We start from the raw sequence: 19,429 nt of genomic DNA, 5'->3' as shown, positions 1-19,429 counted from the left end.
AAATAATGTGCTTATTCCATTTATATATAAACTGATATTTAGAAATTATGACAATATGTCGTTTCTGTTACATCATTTTATGTGTGTTTCGTTGATGTAGGTCAATAAATTGAGAAAAATGATAGAAATAATAAAAATATTTATGTGAATATGATAATATGTTGTAAAACATGTTTATATTTGCATCATCAAAAAGGTAAAAAGAAAAAGATTGTTTCAGAAGGAATTTTTAAGTAGTTTTTTAAGTAGTTTTTTTAGAAGTTTTTTTAGAAGTTTTTTTAGTTTTTAGGTATAACAATTTTAATTTAGGTATTATGAAACGTTTTATTATTATGGCTGCAGTGGCACTAGGTGTGTCAGCTACAGCAGTTGCAGACAACAATGTTAATGCAAAAGATTGGACAATTAGCTTAAACGTAGCTAAACTTGGTAAGTATTTGGATCTTACATCAAATCAATACAATGATGTAGAAAATATCACCACTTACTTCTCAGACAAGATGTACAGTGCATATTTATCAAAAGATGCAAAGCAGACCAAGAAATTACGTGAAGCTGTTTATGGAAACTTTAAGCTTATGAAAGAGGCTTTATCAGATGCACAGTATAAGAAATATTTATATCTTATGAATGTGACTTTGAGAAATAAAGGTCTTGATTCATACGTTGAAAGCCTGCCACAGGATTAATCCTGACTAATTAATTGACTTCCCTATATCGCAGATGATATTAGGGATTTTTTTTGTCTATAAAGTACAGATTCTATATTAGTAATGGCGGCTCAGTCATTATTTGTTTGACTTCCCTATATCATGATGATATTAGGGATTTTTTGTTTATAAATTAAATGTCTGAAGTGATTTAACTTATATATTAAGTAATAAAATGATAATATTCGACCTTGTTTTGTTACGATTGATAATTTATTTCAAAAAAAGATGATGATTTGTTTGCTATATTTAAAAAACGCTGTAACTTTGCAATCGTAAACAACAAAAGAAGTATATTATGATTGTTTCTATTTATTCAAACCTATCTATTATTAACATTATTAACCTCGTGGTGGTCTGCCGTGGGAATGAGAAAGGTTTGTGATTATAGTAACATATAATTAAGAATATAAGTAAAGGCCTTTCTCAGCTATGAGTAAGGCTTTTTTTAATTTAAACAGTAGGTTGACATGAAAAACCAATTACGCAGTTCAGCAAGTACATTAGGCAGAAGAATGGCAGGAGCAAGAGCTCTATGGATGGCTAATGGAATGAAAAAAGAGATGATAGGCAAACCTATTATAGCTATAGTTAATTCGTTCACTCAATTTGTCCCTGGGCATACTCATCTTCATGAAATAGGCCAGGAAGTTAAGAAAGAGATAGAAAAGTTAGGCTGTTTTGCTGCCGAATTCAATACTATTGCAATTGACGATGGTATTGCAATGGGACACGATGGCATGCTATACTCTTTACCAAGTAGAGATATTATTGCCGACAGTGTTGAATATATGGTGAATGCACATAAGGCTGATGCTATGATATGTATCAGTAACTGTGATAAGATTACTCCTGGTATGCTTATGGCATCTATGAGGCTTAATATTCCTACAGTTTTTGTATCCGGTGGACCTATGGAGGCTGGTGAACTTAACAATCAACATCTGGATCTTATTGATGCAATGATAAAATCGGCCGACTCTACAGTCTCCGACAGCGAAGTATTACAGATAGAGGAGAGAGCTTGTCCAGGATGTGGATGTTGCTCGGGTATGTTTACTGCAAACTCAATGAACTGTCTGAATGAAGCTTTGGGATTAGCTTTAGCCGGAAATGGAACAATATTGGCTACCCATGCAAACAGAAAACAACTATTCAAGGATGCTGCAAAGCTGATTGTAGATAATGCATATAGATATTATCAAGATGGTGATGATAGCGTTCTACCAAGATCTATTGCAACCCGCAGTGCCTTTCTGAATGCAATGACTCTTGACATTGCAATGGGTGGATCTACAAATACAGTACTTCATCTTCTGGCAATAGCTCATGAGGCTGAGGTTGACTTTACAATGGACGATATAGATATGTTGTCAAGACGTGTGCCTTGCCTTTGCAAAGTTGCTCCAAATACTCAGAAATACCATATACAGGATGTAAACAGAGCTGGTGGTATACTTAATATACTTTCTCAACTGGATAAAGGAGGATTACTTGATACTAAGACAGTAAGAGTAGATGGACTGAGTCTGAAAGATGCCATAGAGAAATATGATATCACAGACAGCATTGATAGTGAAGCTATGAGAATATATTCAAGTGCACCAGGAGGGAAATTCAATATCACTCTTGGATCACAAGATAACAGATATAAAGAGTTGGATACCGACAGAGCTGAAGGTTGTATAAGAGACTTGCAACATGCTTACAGCAAGGATGGTGGTCTGGCTGTACTGAAAGGAAACATTGCACTGGACGGATGTGTTGTCAAGACTGCAGGAGTGGACGAAAGTATATGGAAATTCTCAGGACCTGCAAAGGTCTTTGACTCACAGGAGACTGCATGCGATGGCATACTTGCAGGAAAAGTTGTAAGTGGTGATGTAGTGGTTATAATATATGAAGGACCTAAAGGTGGACCTGGTATGCAGGAGATGCTTTATCCTACATCATATATAAAATCCAAACATCTAGGTAAAGAGTGCGCATTGATAACCGACGGACGTTTCAGTGGAGGTACATCAGGACTAAGTATAGGTCATGTCTCTCCAGAAGCTGCAGCAGGTGGTAATATAGGAAAACTTATTGATGGTGATATAATAGATATTGATATTCCATCACGTACGATAAATGTACGACTTACAGATAAAGAGCTATCAGAGAGGGAGATGTCACCTATTACACGTGACAGAGTTATCCCAAAGAGCTTAAAAGCATATGCAAGTATGGTAAGCTCGGCTGATAAAGGTGGAGTTAGGATAGTTAAGTAATACAAGCAATATTAAATATAAGTATGAGTAAAGAGACTATATCAGGAGCAGAGGCGCTCATGCGCTCGTTGGAATACAATGGTGTAAAGACTATTTTCGGATATCCCGGTGGTTCTATCATGCCTGTATTCGATGCTCTATACGATCATCGCGAGACTTTAAACCATATACTTGTACGTCATGAACAGGGAGCTGCACATGCTGCGCAAGGTTTTGCCCGCGTGTCGGGTGAGGTTGGTGTGTGTCTTGTAACTAGTGGACCGGGTGCCACTAATACTATAACAGGTATTGCTGATGCAATGATAGACAGTACTCCTATAATAGTTATAGCAGGACAGGTTGGAACACCATTCCTTGGAACTGATGCTTTTCAGGAGGTTGACCTCGTTGGCATAACACAGCCTATCACAAAATGGAGCTATCAGATCCGTAGAGCTGAGGATGTCTCTTGGGCAGTGTCAAGAGCATTCTATATAGCAAATAGTGGAAGACCGGGACCGGTTGTACTTGACTTTGCCAAAGATGCTCAGGTTGAAAAGTGTGAATTTATTCCTAAAGTATTTGATTTCATAAGAAGTTATGATCCGGATCCGGATCCGAGGATGAGTCTGTTGATGAAGCTGTAGCTTTGATAAACAGTGCAAAGAGACCATTTGCTCTAGTTGGTCAGGGAATTGAACTTGGAAATGCTCAGAATGAGCTGCTCACTTTTCTTGAAAAAGGTGATATCCCTTGCGGCTGTACTCTGCTTGGTTTGTCGGTAATTCCATCAGATCATCGTCTTAATAAAGGAATGCTGGGTATGCATGGTAATCTTGCTCCAAACGTAAAAACAAATGAATGCGATGTTATCATTGCCATAGGAATGCGTTTTGATGACAGAGTTACTGGAAAGCTTGCTACTTATGCAAAACAGGCAAAGATTATACATCTTGATATAGACTCTTCGGAGATTGATAAGAATATAAAGGCTGATGTTCCTGTTTTAGGAAACTGTAAACGTACTCTATCTCTAATCATCGATAAGATGAATAAGGGTGATCATTCAGAATGGATAAATAGCTTCAATAAATATAGAGAAGAGGAGTTCGAAAAGGTAGTATCGAAAGAGATAAACCCCGAATCGGGACCACTTAATATGGGAGAAGTGGTTAGGGCAGTAAGCCAGGCAACAGGCAACAGTGCTGTTCTTGTAACAGATGTAGGGCAGAATCAGATGATGGCTGCCAGATATTTCAAGTTTACAAAAAACAGAAGTATGGTAACTTCGGGTGGACTTGGAACAATGGGTTTCGGACTTCCTGCAGCTATAGGTGCAACTTTTGGAGCACCACACAGAAAAGTGTGTGTTTTTATGGGTGACGGAGGAATACAGATGAACATCCAGGAACTGGGAACAGTTATGGAACAGAATGCTCCTGTAAAAATAATAGTTCTGAATAATAACTACTTGGGCAATGTGCGTCAGTGGCAGGCTATGTTCTTCAACAGGCGCTACTCATTTACACCTATGATGAACCCTGACTATATGAAGATTGGTGAGGCTTATGGCATACCATCAAGAAGAGTTGCTGAGAGAGATGAACTTTTAAGTGCTATAGATGAGATGGTAAACAGTGATGGCCCATTCATATTGGAGGTTTGTGTGGCAGAAGAGGGAAATGTATTGCCTATGACTCCTCCTGGAGGTTCAGTAAACGAGATGTTATTGGAATGCTAATCAAAGATAATATGGATAAGAAACTATATACATTAATAGTCCACTCAGAGAATATAGCAGGTCTTCTTAATCAGATAACTGCCGTATTTACAAGAAGACAGATAAATATTGAGTCGCTAAATGTTTCAGCCTCCTCTATAAAAGGTGTGCATAAGTATACTATCACCACTTTGGCAACTCAAGATATAATTGAGAAGGTTGTAAAGCAGATAGATAAGAAAATTGATGTTCTTCAGGCACATTACTTTACAGATGATGAGATATACTTTCACGAGATTGCTCTTTATAAAGTATCTACACCTGATTTTCAGAGTAATCCAAAGGCTTCAAAGGTTATCAGAAAATATTCAGCAAGAATAGTTGAGGTGAACGAGGTATTCTGTATTGTCGAGAAAAATGGTATGAGTGAGGATATTACAGCACTCTATGACGAACTGAAAGGACTGGGATGCATACTTCAGTTTGTACGTTCAGGAAGAGTTGCTATAACAACAAGCTGTTTTGAAAGGGTAAATGAGTATCTTAGCATGCGCGAAGAAAAATATGCCCGAACAAGAAATGAAAAAAATGAACAGTGATAAAGTTGGAACATACCAATTTGTAGCGGAACCTTTTCATGTTGACTTTACAGGTTCGCTGACAATGGGAGTGTTAGGTAATCATCTGCTGAATTGTGCCGGATTTCATTCTACCGACAGAGGATTTGGAATAGCAGAACTTAATGAGAATTCGTATACATGGGTTCTGTCACGTCTTGCTATAGAGATGGATGAGATGCCACATCAGTATAAGAAGTTTACTATCAGTACATGGGTCGAGAATGTATACAGACTATTTACAGATCGTAACTTTGAGATAATTAATGAGGATGGTAAAACGATAGGATATGCTCGCTCTATATGGGCAATGATAGACTTATCCAGTCGTAAACCTGCTGACCTACTATCTCTTCATGGTGGAAAGATAGTGGATTATGTATCCGATAAAGAGTGTCCTATTGATAAACCAGGACGTATAAAACTCGATAATCCGGAGAGGTTGTCCGATTATGTAGCTAAGTACAGTGATATTGATATAAATGGACATGTAAACTCCATAAAATATATAGAACATATCCTCGACTTATTCCCTATTGAACTATTCAAAGAGAAGAGAATAAAGAGATTTGAGATGGCTTATGTAGCCGAAGTTACTACGGTGACAAACTCTCTTTCAATAGGGAGATGAGAAATGAGAATGAGTATGATATAGAGATAATAAAAAATGATACCGAAACGGTAGTAAGAAGTAAAATTATATTTATTTAAACAATAAAATCTATTAGAAAATGGCAAAGATGAATTTTGGTGGTGTTACAGAAAACGTTGTAACACGTGAAGAGTTTCCATTGGAAAAAGCACGCGAAGTATTGAAAGATGAGACTATTGCAGTTATAGGTTATGGTGTACAGGGTCCTGGTCAGGCATTGAACCTCCGTGACAACGGATTTAATGTAATCGTTGGACAGCGTCAGGGTAAGACTTTTGACAAGGCAGTAGCTGATGGATTTGTTCCAGGTGAGACTCTATTCTCTATAGAGGAGGCTTGTAAGAAAGGTTCTATTATAATGTGCCTTCTTTCAGATGCAGCAGTTATGTCTGTATGGCCAACTATCAAACCAGAACTTACAGCAGGTAAGGCTCTATATTTCTCACATGGCTTTGCTATTACTTGGAATGATCGCACAGGCGTTGTTCCTCCAGCAGATATTGATGTTATTATGGTTGCACCAAAGGGTTCAGGAACATCTCTACGTACAATGTTCCTTGAAGGACGCGGTTTGAATTCATCATATGCAGTTTATCAGGATGCTACAGGACACGCTCTTGATAAAACTCTTGCATTAGGAATCGGTATTGGTTCTGGATATATGTTCGAGACAACATTTATTCGTGAAGCAACTTCTGACCTAACAGGTGAACGTGGTTCTTTGATGGGAGCTATTCAGGGTCTTCTTCTTGCTCAATACGAGACTTTGCGTGAAAACGGACATACTCCTTCTGAAGCATTCAACGAGACTGTAGAAGAACTTACACAGTCACTTATGCCTCTATTTGCTAAGAATGGTATGGACTGGATGTATGCAAACTGTTCTACTACTGCTCAGAGAGGTGCACTAGACTGGATGGGCCCATTCCACGATGCTATCAAACCTGTGATGCAGAAACTATATGCAAGCGTAAAATGTGGTAACGAAGCACAGATCTCAATCGACAGTAACTCTAAACCTGATTACCGTGTTAAACTTAATGCAGAACTTAAAGCTTTGCATGATAGTGAAATGTGGAGAACTGCTGAGACAGTAAGGCAACTTCGTCCTGAAAACAACTAATTATGAAGATTAATATCTAAGTAGTTCAGAACTATTATGGTACTATAAATAAAAAAGGATGTGCATATGCACATCCTTTTTTGGTTTATATCTTAAGAGTTATAGAAGCGGTATTATTGTGACATATATACCGGTAATAATTGCCGAGGTGATTACTCCCGATATATTTGCTCCAAGTGCATCACCTAGAATAAATGAATCTGGATTATCTTTGCTGACAATTTTCTGTGCAACCTTTGCGGTAGTAGGGACGCAACTTACGGCTGCAATACCTATAACAGGATTGAAATTTTTCTTTTTGATAAAGTACATAATATATCCTCCCATTATTCCTCCTATACCGGATAAGAGTAGTGCTGTTATTCCAAGAACAAGGAGTTTCAATATTTTGGGGTCAAGAAGTAACTTTGCATCGCAAAGAACTCCAAGTAGAAGACCTAACATGAATGTTGATCCGTAAAGCAACGGACCGCTAACAAAATCATAAATATGTTTCATTCCTGATTCTCTTACAGCTACTCCTACAAAAAGAGAGAAGAATAGGGGAGAAGCAACTGGGAAGAGGAAGCATAGTACTGCGCATAAAACTGCAGAAAAAGCAAGTTTAACCTTAGGATTATAATTCTTTGGTGTTTTCTTCTCTACCATCTTTATGGCTCTCAATTTTTTAGGTACAAGAAGTTTTACCAAATATGGGTAACCTCCATAAGTAAGTCCCAAATATAGATATGCCACTACAGTGATTGGTACAAAGAGATGCTTTGCCATTATAAGTGATGTGAACAGTACCATAGGGCCATCTGCTCCACCAACCATAGCTATTGACGCTCCCTCTTGTGGGGTAAGTCCGATAGCACATGCAATAGGTAGAGTGAGGAATGTTCCAAGTTCAGCACAAAGGGCAAGGAAAATACTTACAAAAGGTTTCTGAAGCAGGAAACCAACATCAAGAAGTGTTCCGATTCCCATGAATACCAAGCAGGCTATAAGGCCGTTACTGAAGGTGAGTGTATACACCGGTTGCAGAAAGTCAATCTGCATCACATTCATAAGTTCATCAGTGTCTGTAAGCATAGGGTCAAGAAAGAGGTTACCAAGGCCTCCACCTGGCATAAAGAGTGTGCCGCAATTGATTGCAATCATACCCATACCCATAGGTATCATAACCATAGGTTCTAAAACTCCTTTCCATCCTAAGTAAATAAGAAGAAATCCTAAAAGGACTAGAAAAATACGTGCACTAGCAAGTAGCCACCCATTAGCCATCATTGTTCCAAAGCCTTGGAACAATACACCAAAATCAATGCTTTCCATTAGTATGATAGATTTATTTTTTAAAACTGTGTTTGCGGATACTCTTTTTCTGACTTTCGATAAGTTCAGATTGCTTTTTCAGATAAAGCAGTTTTGTGTCGGGATAGTAGTAGTCTAATAAGTCAAATTTTGATTCGCCATTGCTGACGCCATGATAGTATCCCGGGTCTCTTACATAAAGGTGGTCATTATTTATTCCTCTGCTCCAATCATCTCTTTTGTCATTGGCTAAGTGGAACTTTTTATTGTCTGAAACTTCAAGAATTTGTATGAGTTTTAGCCTCATACGTTTCATTTTCTTTAGTCTTTCAAGCTCAACCCTATGAGAGCTAAAGTAGTCCATATTGTCGGCAAACCAGGCTATTGATTTAATTATAAAAGCCACAATGAATCCTATAACAAAGGTAAGCCCCATCATTGCGGCAGTGGCTAAAAGTAGTTTAAGCATAGTATTAATTTGTTTCCTCAAATAAAGCAAATTAAAGTGCTCGTTATAACTTGTTAAGTCTTAAATTAAATATTATTAATAAAGGGGATATCTAATACTAGATACCCCCTTTACTTATAATATATATTTATTCTCTTAGAAGAACAAATAACGTTTGTCTTTTACTTCAGCTTTCTTGTAAAGATCGTTAATGAAATTACTTGCATAACGTTGAGCCATCGCATTTATAGATGTTTGCTCGCTCTTAGAATCGAATTTCTCAGCGCTCTTTTCTTTATTGTAAACTTTGAGAACATATACACCTGCATTTCCTTTTATAGGAGCAGTGCTCTTGTTTACTTGTGTCTTGCTTGTGTAAGCACCTAAAACAGGTTCACTAGCTCTTGTTACAGCAACATATGCAGGAGCAGAGAATGTGATATGTTTTACAGTGTCGTTAACGGCGCTAGGAAGAGTCTTAACTTTATCGAAGTCCATACCCTTGATATCGTTAGTAATCTTTTCAGCTTTCTTGTCTTTGATAATCTCAGACTTAAGCATATCAGATACAAGAGCTAAATCTCTGTAACCTTCAGGATTGATCTTTGTAAGTGTTACAACCATCAAATGGTCGCTTTCACCACATTCATAAAGTGGAGAAATTTCACCTTCTTTAGCACTGAAGATCCATTTCATAGCTTCTTTAGTATTCTTTACACCACCAACATAGTGTTCAGCGCTGCTTAAATCATTACGTTCAAGTAGCTTGTAACCGTTCTCTTCAGCATTCTTACTAAGCTTATCCACTGTTGTGTTTTGTGCAACGAAGTGGCTGAAATTATTGTATGCCTTGTTGTAAGTATCTTTGCTGAATTCGATTGGACGCTTAACTACTGCAACCTGATATTTAGGTTGGAAAGCTTTCTTGTTCAGAACCTGAACTATAATGTTAGCCTGACCAACTTTTATATTGTTGTACTCATTAACATTAGCATTAAGAACAGATTTTAAGAATTTTGCATTCTCTGCATCAAGACTAGCACCTTCGTAACTATCAGATGATACCCAGATAGATTCACCTGTCTGACCATATTTTTTAGCAATCTCTTCAAAGTTACCATTAGCTTTCAATGCATTCATGATACTGTCTGAAACAACTTTTGTTTTCTCTTCGTTTTCAACAGCTACCTGAATCTGACGCATCTGAATTGAATCAGGAAGAGACTCTTTAGCAATAACTTTGAATAAGTTGTATGTGTTGTCTGCCTGATTTAAGTATGGACCGTAAACTTGGTTCAATGCTACAGAATCAACTCTTGCTGCAATGTCAGAAGGAAGTGTTGCTTTCTTTACTGCTACAGCAGAGAAAGGAACGGTAGAGTTTGTTGAACGAACAAAATTGCTCATATCAGTTGTAGTGTTTATCTGAGTAGCATATTCTGTTATCTCATCAAGAAGATCTTTACGGTCTTTATCTGAAGGAAGAACCTGGAAGTCTACATATTTGATACTACGTGTCTCTGTATACTGTTTGAACATCTCTTTCTTTTCGTTGTAGCGATCCTTAATTTCACTATCACTTACAGAGATAGTAGAATCACTGATAGAAGAGTATGGTATAGCAGCTAAGAGAACATCTGCTTGTTCTGTTCTAGACTTAAAGTTATCATCAGCCTGAATAGGGTTTGAGATGATAGAGTTGCTTATAAGTCCCTGGTATTTCTGAGCAAGTAATGACTCTCTAAGAGTCTTTTCAATAAAATTCCAAAAAGCACCAAGTTTCTGATAGTACTCTACATATTGTGGCTGCATTTTTGATGCATCAAGATTTGCATAGTCAATGAGGAACTTCTTCAACATATCCTTATCAAAAGCACCAGTCTGTGGGTTTCTGAAAGGAGTCTGCATTAACAATGGGTGAGTACCTTGGTTGATGATATACTGTATTTCAGCATCGCTAACTTTAAGTCCAAGTTTTTCGGCTTCCTTTGAAATCAACTCGTTGTTTACGTAAGTCTGCCATACCTGATCTTTAATTTGTGAAAGTTGATCATCATTAAGTGAGTTTACACCCTGAGTCATCTTAATAACTTCGGAGTATTCATCCACCATCTTCTGAAAATCTTGTGCTGAAATTGATTTTCCATTGATTTCTCCAACTTCTTGTTTGCCTTGATGTGGTTGCAATACTTTCCATGCATCTCCGGCAATAAAGGCAAAGAGGGCTAAGCCAATAACTATGACCAATAAAGGACCTTTGCTTCTGATTTTTTGTAATGTTGCCATTATTACTCTATTTTATTTATTTGTTTTTCTATGTTCGTAGATTTAGTGCACGAAGATACAAAAAAAGATATTATCTACTATTTTATTTTGTAAAAAATATACTATTCTAAAACATTCATTTTAACCAATTCTATGCGGGTATTGCTGGTCTTTATAATCTTGAATTTATACTTTCCTAAACTGATGATATCGTGCGCTTTAGGGAAACTTTGATACTCGTTTAATATTAATCCGCCTATAGTCTTGTACTCTTCACACTCGGGTAGATCAAGGTCGAACAGGTCATTGAGATACTCAATTTCGCTCCTTCCTGAGAATATATATTCGTTCTCACTAATCTTCTTAGCTATATCAGATTTGCTGTCATGTTCGTCTTCTATTTCTCCGAATATCTCCTCTACTAAGTCCTCAAGGGTGACAATTCCCGATGTCCCTCCAAATTCGTCGACAACGATAGCAATTGATTTTTTCTGTTGCATGAATAACTGCATCAGTTTGTTGGCTGCCATAGTTTCCGGGATAATAGGTATCTCTCTTATTCTATCCTTCCACTCATTGATGTCGTAGAATAGCTCTGAGGAGTGTATGTAGCCAATAATATTGTCAATATTCTTATCGTATATAATTATCTTGCTCTTTCCACTTTCAATGAATCTATCTTTCAGCTCTTCGAGTGTGCAATTCCTCTCCATTGAGATTATTTCAGGTCTTGGAATCATGCAGTCTCTTATCTTTATCTTAGAGAAATCTAGTGCATTCTGGAAGATCTTTATCTCTGAGTCTATCTTTTGATTATCCTCGTTTTCGGCTATACTGTTCTGTATAAAATAATCTAGATCAACTTTAGAGAAGGCTTTTTCACTGTTTTTCTTTATTTATTTTTGTTCCGAAAAGACGGAGAATAAGAGTTGAAATGGAAGATGATAACTTACTTATAGGGAAGAGGATGATGTAAAATAGATAAGTTATTGGTGCGAAAAGTCTTAAAGTAAAGTTTGGATTTATCTTGAATATCGTTTTCGGTAAGAACTCTCCCGTTACAAGTATAATAAGAGTTGCTATAACAGTCTGAGTAAGGAGCATCATCGGCTCATTGGTTAATGTATCCGACAAGATATTCTCTTGTATGAACTTCGCCATCAATATACCATATACAACAAGTGATATATTGTTGCCCACGAGCATTGTGGAGATAAAATTATTAGAATTCTTATAAAATAGTGAGATTATTTTGGAAGTAAAGTCATTATCATTCTTCTTCATCTCAAACCTGAGTTTATTAGATGAAACAAAGGCCATTTCCATGCCGGAGAAAAAAGCGGAAAAGCCTATGGAAATAAGAATTTGAAATAAGATATTCATTAAAATAGATGTTACTTAATACTATCTGTCTTTGTTGAGTCAGGGGGTGTGTCTTTTACAGTGAATACACCTGAACTGTTGAAGATTGTATACTGAGTAAGTTCTTGGTTTGATTCGAATCCAAACTTACCATTAATGATGCTTTTGTCATTCTGTTCAATACGTATAGGCCTTTTAGAATATATTTTTCTCTCCTGTTCGCTCCAATAGAGTTGTGATGTATCAAATTTATCGCCTCTTAGGTTCTGAATATGTACATTACCTTTCAGTTCCCATAATTTTTGCCTCTCATAGTAGTAAGCAGTATCTGCTTTTATACTGGCATCTATATTCAATAGAGAATCGAACTTCTCCAAATAGACTCCCTTCTCAAAAGCCCAGTATGGTGGCTCCTTCTTGGAGAAAATTTTCCAGTCTTCGGTGATAATCTTATATTTTGTTATTCCTGAATCGGATATTAATGTATTTACTCCAATAGTATGTAGGGTAGGTAATGAGTCACGATCAGAGATTGCTTTTGCAAGGTTCTTGTCTTTGTCTGAACATGACGAAAATAAAACAAGCATAACATTCACCAAAATAGTGAATGTTATGCCGATATTGTTTTTCTTAATGTTTAATCTTTCTTTTGATAACATGATTATCTGATAGTGGTAGTTTCGCCTATCCATCCACCAATTGTAACTTTATCACCTCTCTTTAAGCCAATAAAGAATAGGTCAGAATCTTTTGGTGTATGACGGCTATAAGTGTTGATTAATTCGTTAGCTTTTGCAGCAACACTTGAATCTACACTTTTTGCCTTGTACAATTTATCAAGTACAGCGAAGAATGTACATTTGTTTAATGCTGGTTCATTGCTCCAGTTTGGGCTAGAGGCATAAAGTTGTGCAATAAGGATGTATGGGTTACCATTGTTTGGATTTAATGCTATAGATCTGTTAGCATACTGTTTAGCACGGCTCAACTGTTTCTTGCTGAATAACATAGCACTTGCTTTATATGCGTAATCTGCTTTCTTTTCAACATTAGTCTCAAGGCTTATTGCTTGATCAAAGTATTCAAGAGCTTTATCCAAGTTCCCTTTCTTATAATACATATAACCGCATCCGATTGCTGTAGCAGCAGTTGGTTCAATAGCATTAGCGGCTTCTGCAGCGTCAAAGTATGCCTGTTCTTCTGTACATCCCAGCATTTCCATTACAGATAGAACCTGTTTCAGGTATTCAAGGTTTGTCTTATTTTGAGCAACCTTTGGACCATAGATAGCTTGCAAGTTCTTACAACTTGCAGCTCCACTATTGATGAATAATGCATCAATATTATCTTTTGTAAGCTTAAGATTTGCTTTCTCTTTCTCCTTGGTAGCAGCTTTGTGTGCAGCATCAGCAGTAGAGGAAGCAAAAAGATAATCTTGTATAAACTGTTCTTTATGATTTGGATCAGCTTTTAATTTCTTTGTAGCCGACTCCATAAATTCCTGAAGGATAAAGTAATCTGATTTATCTTTCTCCGCTTCAATAGACTCCTTAAACATTGCATATGCAACATTATTATCAGGGTTGCCCATAGTATAGTAATCATGAGCTTTTAATGCGATTATTGAACCTTTTGAATTTGGATTTCTGACGTAAGTGTTAAGTACGTCGAGGTATTTAATTCTCTGATCGTAAACACCCATCAACTCATTAAAGTAGGATTTTTTCTTAGCAGCATCCTTCTCATTTGCAATAAACCAACGAAGGATTTTTGTTCCATTTGTATATGTACTTACCTGAGCTACCGGTGCATCATTAAATACACTCTTCCAAGAAGGGTAAGCATCTTTGAAATTATTAGTCTTAACATATTCAGTGTAGATGCTTATGTGCTTTAGGCACTCAATGCTATCTAGACCATGCCCGAATCTAGAACCATCTGTGACACCTTTCTGTGCCATAGATGCTGTCACACCAATAAAAAGCATGAGCAGCGGTGCTATCAATTTTGTTCTCATTGTATGTAAATTTAGTTGTTCTCTATTTATTATCTCTATGTGTGTTTAATCTACCTTGTACTTTCTAAACCAGTCTTCATTGAATGTTATACCAACATTCACTCTTAACGAATTTTCTTCAAGCATGCCTTTTACCTTTGGACTTACTTTTATGTATTGTCCAGAGATATTCAGCATTGATTTGCTTCTGAAAATAGGTAATCCAAAACCGGCGCTTACACTATATTCTTTAGCTGCATCATTGCCATTTACTTTAGTATATGAATTGCTCATATAAGCACCAATTCTATATTTTATTCTATTCAAATAGTTGCGGCTGTACATACTTGGAATATACTCAGCACCTAATGAAATTCTAGATAGGTCAGAGTAATATGAACCAGAGGTGCCATTATATTTTGCACTACTCCATTTCTGGAAAGTATAGTCTGCACCAATAGTTAACTTATTATCTTTCACATATGTGAAACCAGCTCCAAATGTGCTAGGAAGGCTGAATGCATTTTTTGTTGTTACTAAACTATCTGAAATTGCAGATGATGAAGAGGCATATACCTGCTTGTGCACATCCAATGTACTGTTAAGATTATGTCCATAAGAGTAGGTAAGACCTAAGTTTACTCTCTCTTCTTTACTCAAGTTATAGCTATACTGAAGACCCAAATCAAGCTTATAATCGTTTACAGATATGTTATTCAATATAGCACTTGTATAAGCTGAAGTACTATTGAATGTTGTTGAAATAGTGTGGTCAATATCTCCATAAAGGTATGACAGATTTGCTCCAACAGACAAGTTCTTCATAAACTTGTAACCAACTCCGACAAAGACCTGATGCAATCCTCCTGTTCCATTGTATGTACTGATAGCATTTATAGAGTTTCCATCAACATCTTTATCAATCTCTTTTGTACTTGAAAGGTTATATCCTACAGTAGAGAAAGGCACGAAACCAATAGTAAAGCCTAAATCTTTTCTTAATCTAAACTGCATAGCTATATAGTCAAGACTAGAATTTTTGGCATTAGTTTGAGTGCTTCCTTCTTTAAAATTGGTGTTCTGTAATGAAATACCAAGATCAAATAGCATTGTCAATGAGTCAACTGCACTATATGATGCAGGGTTTAATATGTTTATTTGTGAACCGTTACGCATACCGTATCCAATGCCACCCATACCTTTGCTAAAACCAAAGCCTTGATTTTCCAATTGACCGAATCCATATCTGGTGTATGGAGAATTTGTGCTTGTTTGTCCTACTGCTGTTAGAGTGATTGATAATACTGTTAATATGCCAATCAGTTTTTTACAATTCTTCATTATAATGTATTATTCTGTTTAATCCTTTTAATACTAAGAATTTGTCCACAAAGATGATACTTTTTAATTTTGTATCAAAAGAAAAATCATTGCCTCCCGTTAAAAAAACCAAAAGTTGTGGATATTTATTCCGCATCAATGAAATATACCCAACGATTTCATGCTCTACCCCTAAAGTAACGCCAGAGCGTATCGCCGTTTCAGTATCTTCTCCTATTAACAATGTTTTCCCATCTTTGTCGATGTATGGTAATTTATCTGTATAGTGTTTCAGAGCTTTAAACCTCATCTCAACTCCTGGTGATATATTACCACCTTTGTAATGTCCATTTGAATCTATGAAATCATAAGTTATGCAAGTTCCAGCATCAATAATCAACAAATCTCTTTCGGGCTTGATCTCCTCTGCACCTATAACGGCAGCTATTCTATCCATCCCTAAAGTCTGAGGTGACTTATAGTCGTTTATAATTGGTATTGATGTGGAGTGTGATAAAATAAGGGCTTTAAAAGGAAGACTGTTTATTTGTCTATTTATTGTGTCGCTTATTTTTACCACTGAAGATACTATCCCTTTTGTGATTTTATATTTTTTGCATAGATTATCAAGCTGTGAAATATCTCTGTTTGAATCGTAAAATATATCTACAATTTCATTTTTGTCGAAAACGGCAAGTTTTGCACTACTATTTCCAATGTCAATAACTAGTTCCACTCGATTCAATTTGAGTGACAAAGTAAAATAAAAAAATAACAAGTTGGATAAAAAAGCTCTATTTTGTATGGCTCGTGTTCCAAAATAGAACTATTTTTGTTGCAATTTCATATAGAGCTTTAATAATGACAAAATGAAAAAATGCTTTCTAATATTTCTATTCGCTTTATTAAGTGTTAATCTGTTTGCACAATCAGAGAAAAGGGATAGTATAGAGATAAGTTTACTTACATGTAATCCAGGTAATGAGATATACTCGCTTTTTGGTCATACCGCAATTAGATATCAAAACTTTGACAAGAATATTGACCTAGTATATAATTATGGAATGTTTAGCTTCAAAACTCCCAACTTTGTAATGAGATTTGTTAAAGGGGAGACGGATTATGAACTAGGCGTTATACCATTCTACTATTTTGAATCAGAATATGCCATGAGAGGTTCTTCTGTATACCAACAGAACCTTAATCTGACATACGATGAGAAAGATAGGTTGAAAACGTTGCTCGATGAAAACTATGAACCTAATAATAGGGTATATAGATATAATTATTTCTATGATAATTGTACTACAAGGGCAAGGGACAAAATAGAAGAGAGTATAAATGGGAAAGTAATATACACTGAAAGTAATACTAAAGAGTCTTTCCGCTCTATAATCCATAAGTTCACAAAGAATAATGAGTGGGATCAGTTTGGTATTGATCTTTGCTTGGGATCTGAAGCTGACAGAGATATAAGTGATAGGGAGAAAATGTTCTCACCATTCTACCTGCTGGAAGCTCTGAAAAGTGCAAAGATATCTACAGGAGACTCTATTCGTACGTTGGTTAAGAGTGAGAAATACATTGTAGAGGTTGAACCGGAAGTGGCTGAAAAAGGTTTTCCCCTTTCTCCATTTGCAACAGCATGTTTACTGCTTATTTTATGTATAAGCGTTGCATATTTTGAGGTGCGACATAATAAAATCTATTGGGGATGGGATATTTTTATGTTTTCTGCGCAAGGTGTTGCAGGTTGTATAGTGGCTTTTCTTTTCTTCTTTTCAGTACACCCTACGGTTGATTCAAATTGGATATTGATACTGTTTAATCCTATACCACTTTTATATCTTCCATTTATGATACGTAATGTTGTAAAGAAGAAAAAAGATCTATTTCACTATATAAATATTGCTTATTTAACACTTTTTATTTTGATAATGCCGTTTATCAGTCAAAAATTTGATTTAACTATATTACCTTTGACGGCCTCTTTACTTGTATGTTCCTTGAGACATATATTATGTTATAGAAAAAGATTTAAATGAAAGAACGTTTTTTATCATCACTTTTAATAGTCATATCACTAACTAGTCTTAGTGCTCAAAACAACTCAAAAGGAGCACCCAAACTAGTTGTTGGTATTACGGTAGACCAGCTTCGAACAGACTATATTCAGGCTTTTTCTTCTTTGTATGGAGAGAAGGGCTTTAAGAGATTGCTAAAGGAGGGACGTCTATACTCTAATGTGGAGTTTGATTTTAAAAATGTTGATAAATCTTCTGCAACAGCTGCAATATTTACAGGTACCACTCCATCACTCAACGGAATCTTAGGTGATTCATGGTTCGACAGAAAGACACTTACTTTGACAAGCAGTGTAGATGATAAGAACTATATGGGTATTTATACCTCTGAGGCAACATCGGCTGAGAAACTTAAGGTTTCAAATATCACCGATGAACTGATGGCTGCAACAAATGGAAAGTCTTTAACATATTCAATATCTCCGTTCCGAGAAATGTCTGTAATGATGGGAGGCCATGCTTCTAATGGCGCTTTCTGGATAAATGACGAGACAGGAAAATGGAGCGGTTCTACATATTATACAGATTTTCCCAAATGGGTTTCCGACTATAATGATAATCAGGGACTTGATTTAAGAATTGGCAATATTGAATGGGCTCCTTCTCTACCCGTTACTATGTATGATAATATAACATCAGGTAATAATCAGATAACATTCAAATATGATTTTGATGATGAGAAGAAGAATAAATATAGGAGGCTGAAGACTAGTCCTTTTGCTAATGAAGAGGTAAATAAGCTTGTAAACAGATGCTTAAACTCTACTATGATTGGTAGCGATAATATACCTGATTTCCTCTCTTTGGGATACTATGCAGGTAATTATGATCACAAATCTGTAGCTGAAGCTTCTATGGAGATACAGGATACTTATGTAAGGCTTGATAAAAGTATCGGTGAGCTCATTGATATGATAGATAGCAAGGTAGGTCTCAATAATACGCTTATTTTCATTACGTCAACAGGGTATTCAGATTCAGAACCAGCAGATAATATAAAGTTCAGAATACCTACAGGGGAGTTCAATATAAAGAGATGCTCGGCACTGTTGAACATTTATCTTGGTGCAATTTATGGCCAGGGCAAATATGTAGAGGCCGATCACGATCAGGAGATATATCTAAATAACAAACTCATCGAACAGAAAAAACTCGATAAAGATGATTTGATGAGAAAAGCGTCGGAATTCCTTGTTGAATTCAGTGGTGTGAAAAATGTATACTCATCAAAAGATATCTATCTGGGTGCATGGAATCCTGAACTGAATATTATAAGAAATAGTTTCTATATAGGTACATCGGCTGATTTCTGGTTGGAAATTTTGCCAGGATGGTCTATTGCAAGAGAACATTCCTTGGACTATAAAGTAGTCCGTGATATATACACATCCTCTCCATTGTTCTTCTTTGGATGGAATGTTAACCCCTCTATAATAAATACTCCAGTAAAAGTTGAGAAAATTTCCTCCACTATTTCTCATTCAATGAGGATAAGAGCCCCCAATGCCTCTAATTCATCTCCGCTAATTGACTTGCGCAAAGAATAAATTTCTCTATTTGCAATAAATCATTAATTTATTGTATTTTTGC

General features: G+C 36.2%; 13 protein-coding genes and 3 pseudogenes. 8 read left to right on the top strand and 8 right to left on the bottom strand.

Annotation, left to right across the window (positions count from 1 at the left end):
- Positions 1–314 precede the first annotated feature (314 nt).
- From JCM15092_RS08205 to ilvC, 6 genes and pseudogenes are all read left to right on the top strand, one after another.
- The gene (locus tag JCM15092_RS08205) at positions 315–689 is read left to right on the top strand and encodes a hypothetical protein (RefSeq protein ID WP_024994245.1); all 375 of its coding nucleotides are present in this window, start codon (positions 315–317) and stop codon (positions 687–689) included.
- 491 nt (positions 690–1,180) lie between these two features.
- Complete coding sequence (gene ilvD, locus JCM15092_RS08200) at positions 1,181–2,980, top strand: dihydroxy-acid dehydratase (protein WP_024994244.1); 1,800 nt, start codon at positions 1,181–1,183, stop codon at positions 2,978–2,980.
- A gap of 23 nt (positions 2,981–3,003) precedes the next feature.
- Positions 3,004–4,700: pseudogene (ilvB, locus tag JCM15092_RS15455) on the top strand (biosynthetic-type acetolactate synthase large subunit).
- Between the two features lie 11 nt (positions 4,701–4,711).
- A complete protein-coding gene (gene ilvN / locus JCM15092_RS08190; protein WP_024994243.1) occupies positions 4,712–5,278 on the top strand; it encodes an acetolactate synthase small subunit in 567 nt (188 codons plus the stop codon).
- Positions 5,268–6,007, top strand: a pseudogene (locus tag JCM15092_RS15450) (acyl-[acyl-carrier-protein] thioesterase). The gene ilvN and the pseudogene JCM15092_RS15450 overlap by 11 nt, the downstream one beginning before the upstream one ends.
- 20 nt (positions 6,008–6,027) lie before the next feature.
- Positions 6,028–7,071 carry a ketol-acid reductoisomerase gene (gene ilvC / locus JCM15092_RS08180; RefSeq protein ID WP_024994242.1) on the top strand — a complete coding sequence of 348 codons (1,044 nt, stop codon included), beginning with the start codon at positions 6,028–6,030 and terminating at the stop codon, positions 7,069–7,071.
- A 99-nt stretch (positions 7,072–7,170) separates the two neighbouring features.
- Here the strand turns inward: ilvC and JCM15092_RS08175 are convergent, their stop codons facing one another.
- From JCM15092_RS08175 to JCM15092_RS08140, 8 genes and pseudogenes are all read right to left on the bottom strand, one after another.
- Positions 7,171–8,385, bottom strand: coding sequence for a sodium ion-translocating decarboxylase subunit beta (locus JCM15092_RS08175; protein ID WP_024994241.1), 1,215 nt, complete (start codon positions 8,383–8,385; stop codon positions 7,171–7,173).
- A gap of 13 nt (positions 8,386–8,398) precedes the next feature.
- Complete coding sequence (locus JCM15092_RS08170; protein ID WP_024994240.1) at positions 8,399–8,833, bottom strand: hypothetical protein; 435 nt, start codon at positions 8,831–8,833, stop codon at positions 8,399–8,401.
- A 135-nt stretch (positions 8,834–8,968) separates the two neighbouring features.
- Entirely contained in the window at positions 8,969–11,098 is a 2,130-nt protein-coding gene (locus tag JCM15092_RS08165) for a peptidylprolyl isomerase (protein ID WP_024994239.1), read from the bottom strand.
- Positions 11,099–11,199: 101 nt separating this feature from the next.
- Positions 11,200–12,460 (bottom strand): annotated as a pseudogene (locus JCM15092_RS15445) (hemolysin family protein).
- An 11-nt stretch (positions 12,461–12,471) separates the two neighbouring features.
- Positions 12,472–13,098: an LPS export ABC transporter periplasmic protein LptC gene (gene lptC / locus JCM15092_RS08155; RefSeq protein ID WP_024994238.1), complete on the bottom strand. Its 627-nt coding sequence runs from the start codon at positions 13,096–13,098 to the stop codon at positions 12,472–12,474.
- Positions 13,099–13,100: 2 nt separating this feature from the next.
- Positions 13,101–14,456 carry a tetratricopeptide repeat protein gene (locus JCM15092_RS08150; RefSeq protein ID WP_024994237.1) on the bottom strand — a complete coding sequence of 452 codons (1,356 nt, stop codon included), beginning with the start codon at positions 14,454–14,456 and terminating at the stop codon, positions 13,101–13,103.
- A gap of 45 nt (positions 14,457–14,501) precedes the next feature.
- Positions 14,502–15,776 (bottom strand): BamG family beta-barrel-assembly machinery protein, encoded by a 1,275-nt coding sequence (gene bamG, locus JCM15092_RS08145; RefSeq protein WP_024994236.1) that lies wholly within the window; start codon positions 15,774–15,776, stop codon positions 14,502–14,504.
- Positions 15,763–16,491, bottom strand: coding sequence for a type III pantothenate kinase (locus tag JCM15092_RS08140; protein WP_024994235.1), 729 nt, complete (start codon positions 16,489–16,491; stop codon positions 15,763–15,765). The genes bamG and JCM15092_RS08140 overlap by 14 nt, the downstream gene beginning before the upstream one ends.
- A gap of 133 nt (positions 16,492–16,624) precedes the next feature.
- Here JCM15092_RS08140 and lnb point away from each other — a divergent pair, with 133 nt between their 5' ends.
- Together lnb and JCM15092_RS08130 are read left to right on the top strand one after the other, a co-directional pair.
- A complete protein-coding gene (lnb, locus tag JCM15092_RS08135) occupies positions 16,625–17,800 on the top strand; it encodes a lipoprotein N-acyltransferase Lnb (RefSeq protein WP_024994234.1) in 1,176 nt (391 codons plus the stop codon).
- Positions 17,797–19,386: an alkaline phosphatase family protein gene (locus JCM15092_RS08130; RefSeq protein ID WP_024994233.1), complete on the top strand. Its 1,590-nt coding sequence runs from the start codon at positions 17,797–17,799 to the stop codon at positions 19,384–19,386. Before lnb ends, JCM15092_RS08130 begins: the two co-directional genes overlap by 4 nt.
- The last annotated feature ends 43 nt before the right edge of the window (positions 19,387–19,429 follow it).

Source organism: Phocaeicola paurosaccharolyticus JCM 15092 (genome assembly GCF_000613805.1).
In the GTDB taxonomy this organism is placed as follows: Bacteria; Bacteroidota; Bacteroidia; order Bacteroidales; family Bacteroidaceae; genus Phocaeicola; species Phocaeicola paurosaccharolyticus.
This window is presented reverse-complemented; position numbering and strand designations above follow the sequence as displayed.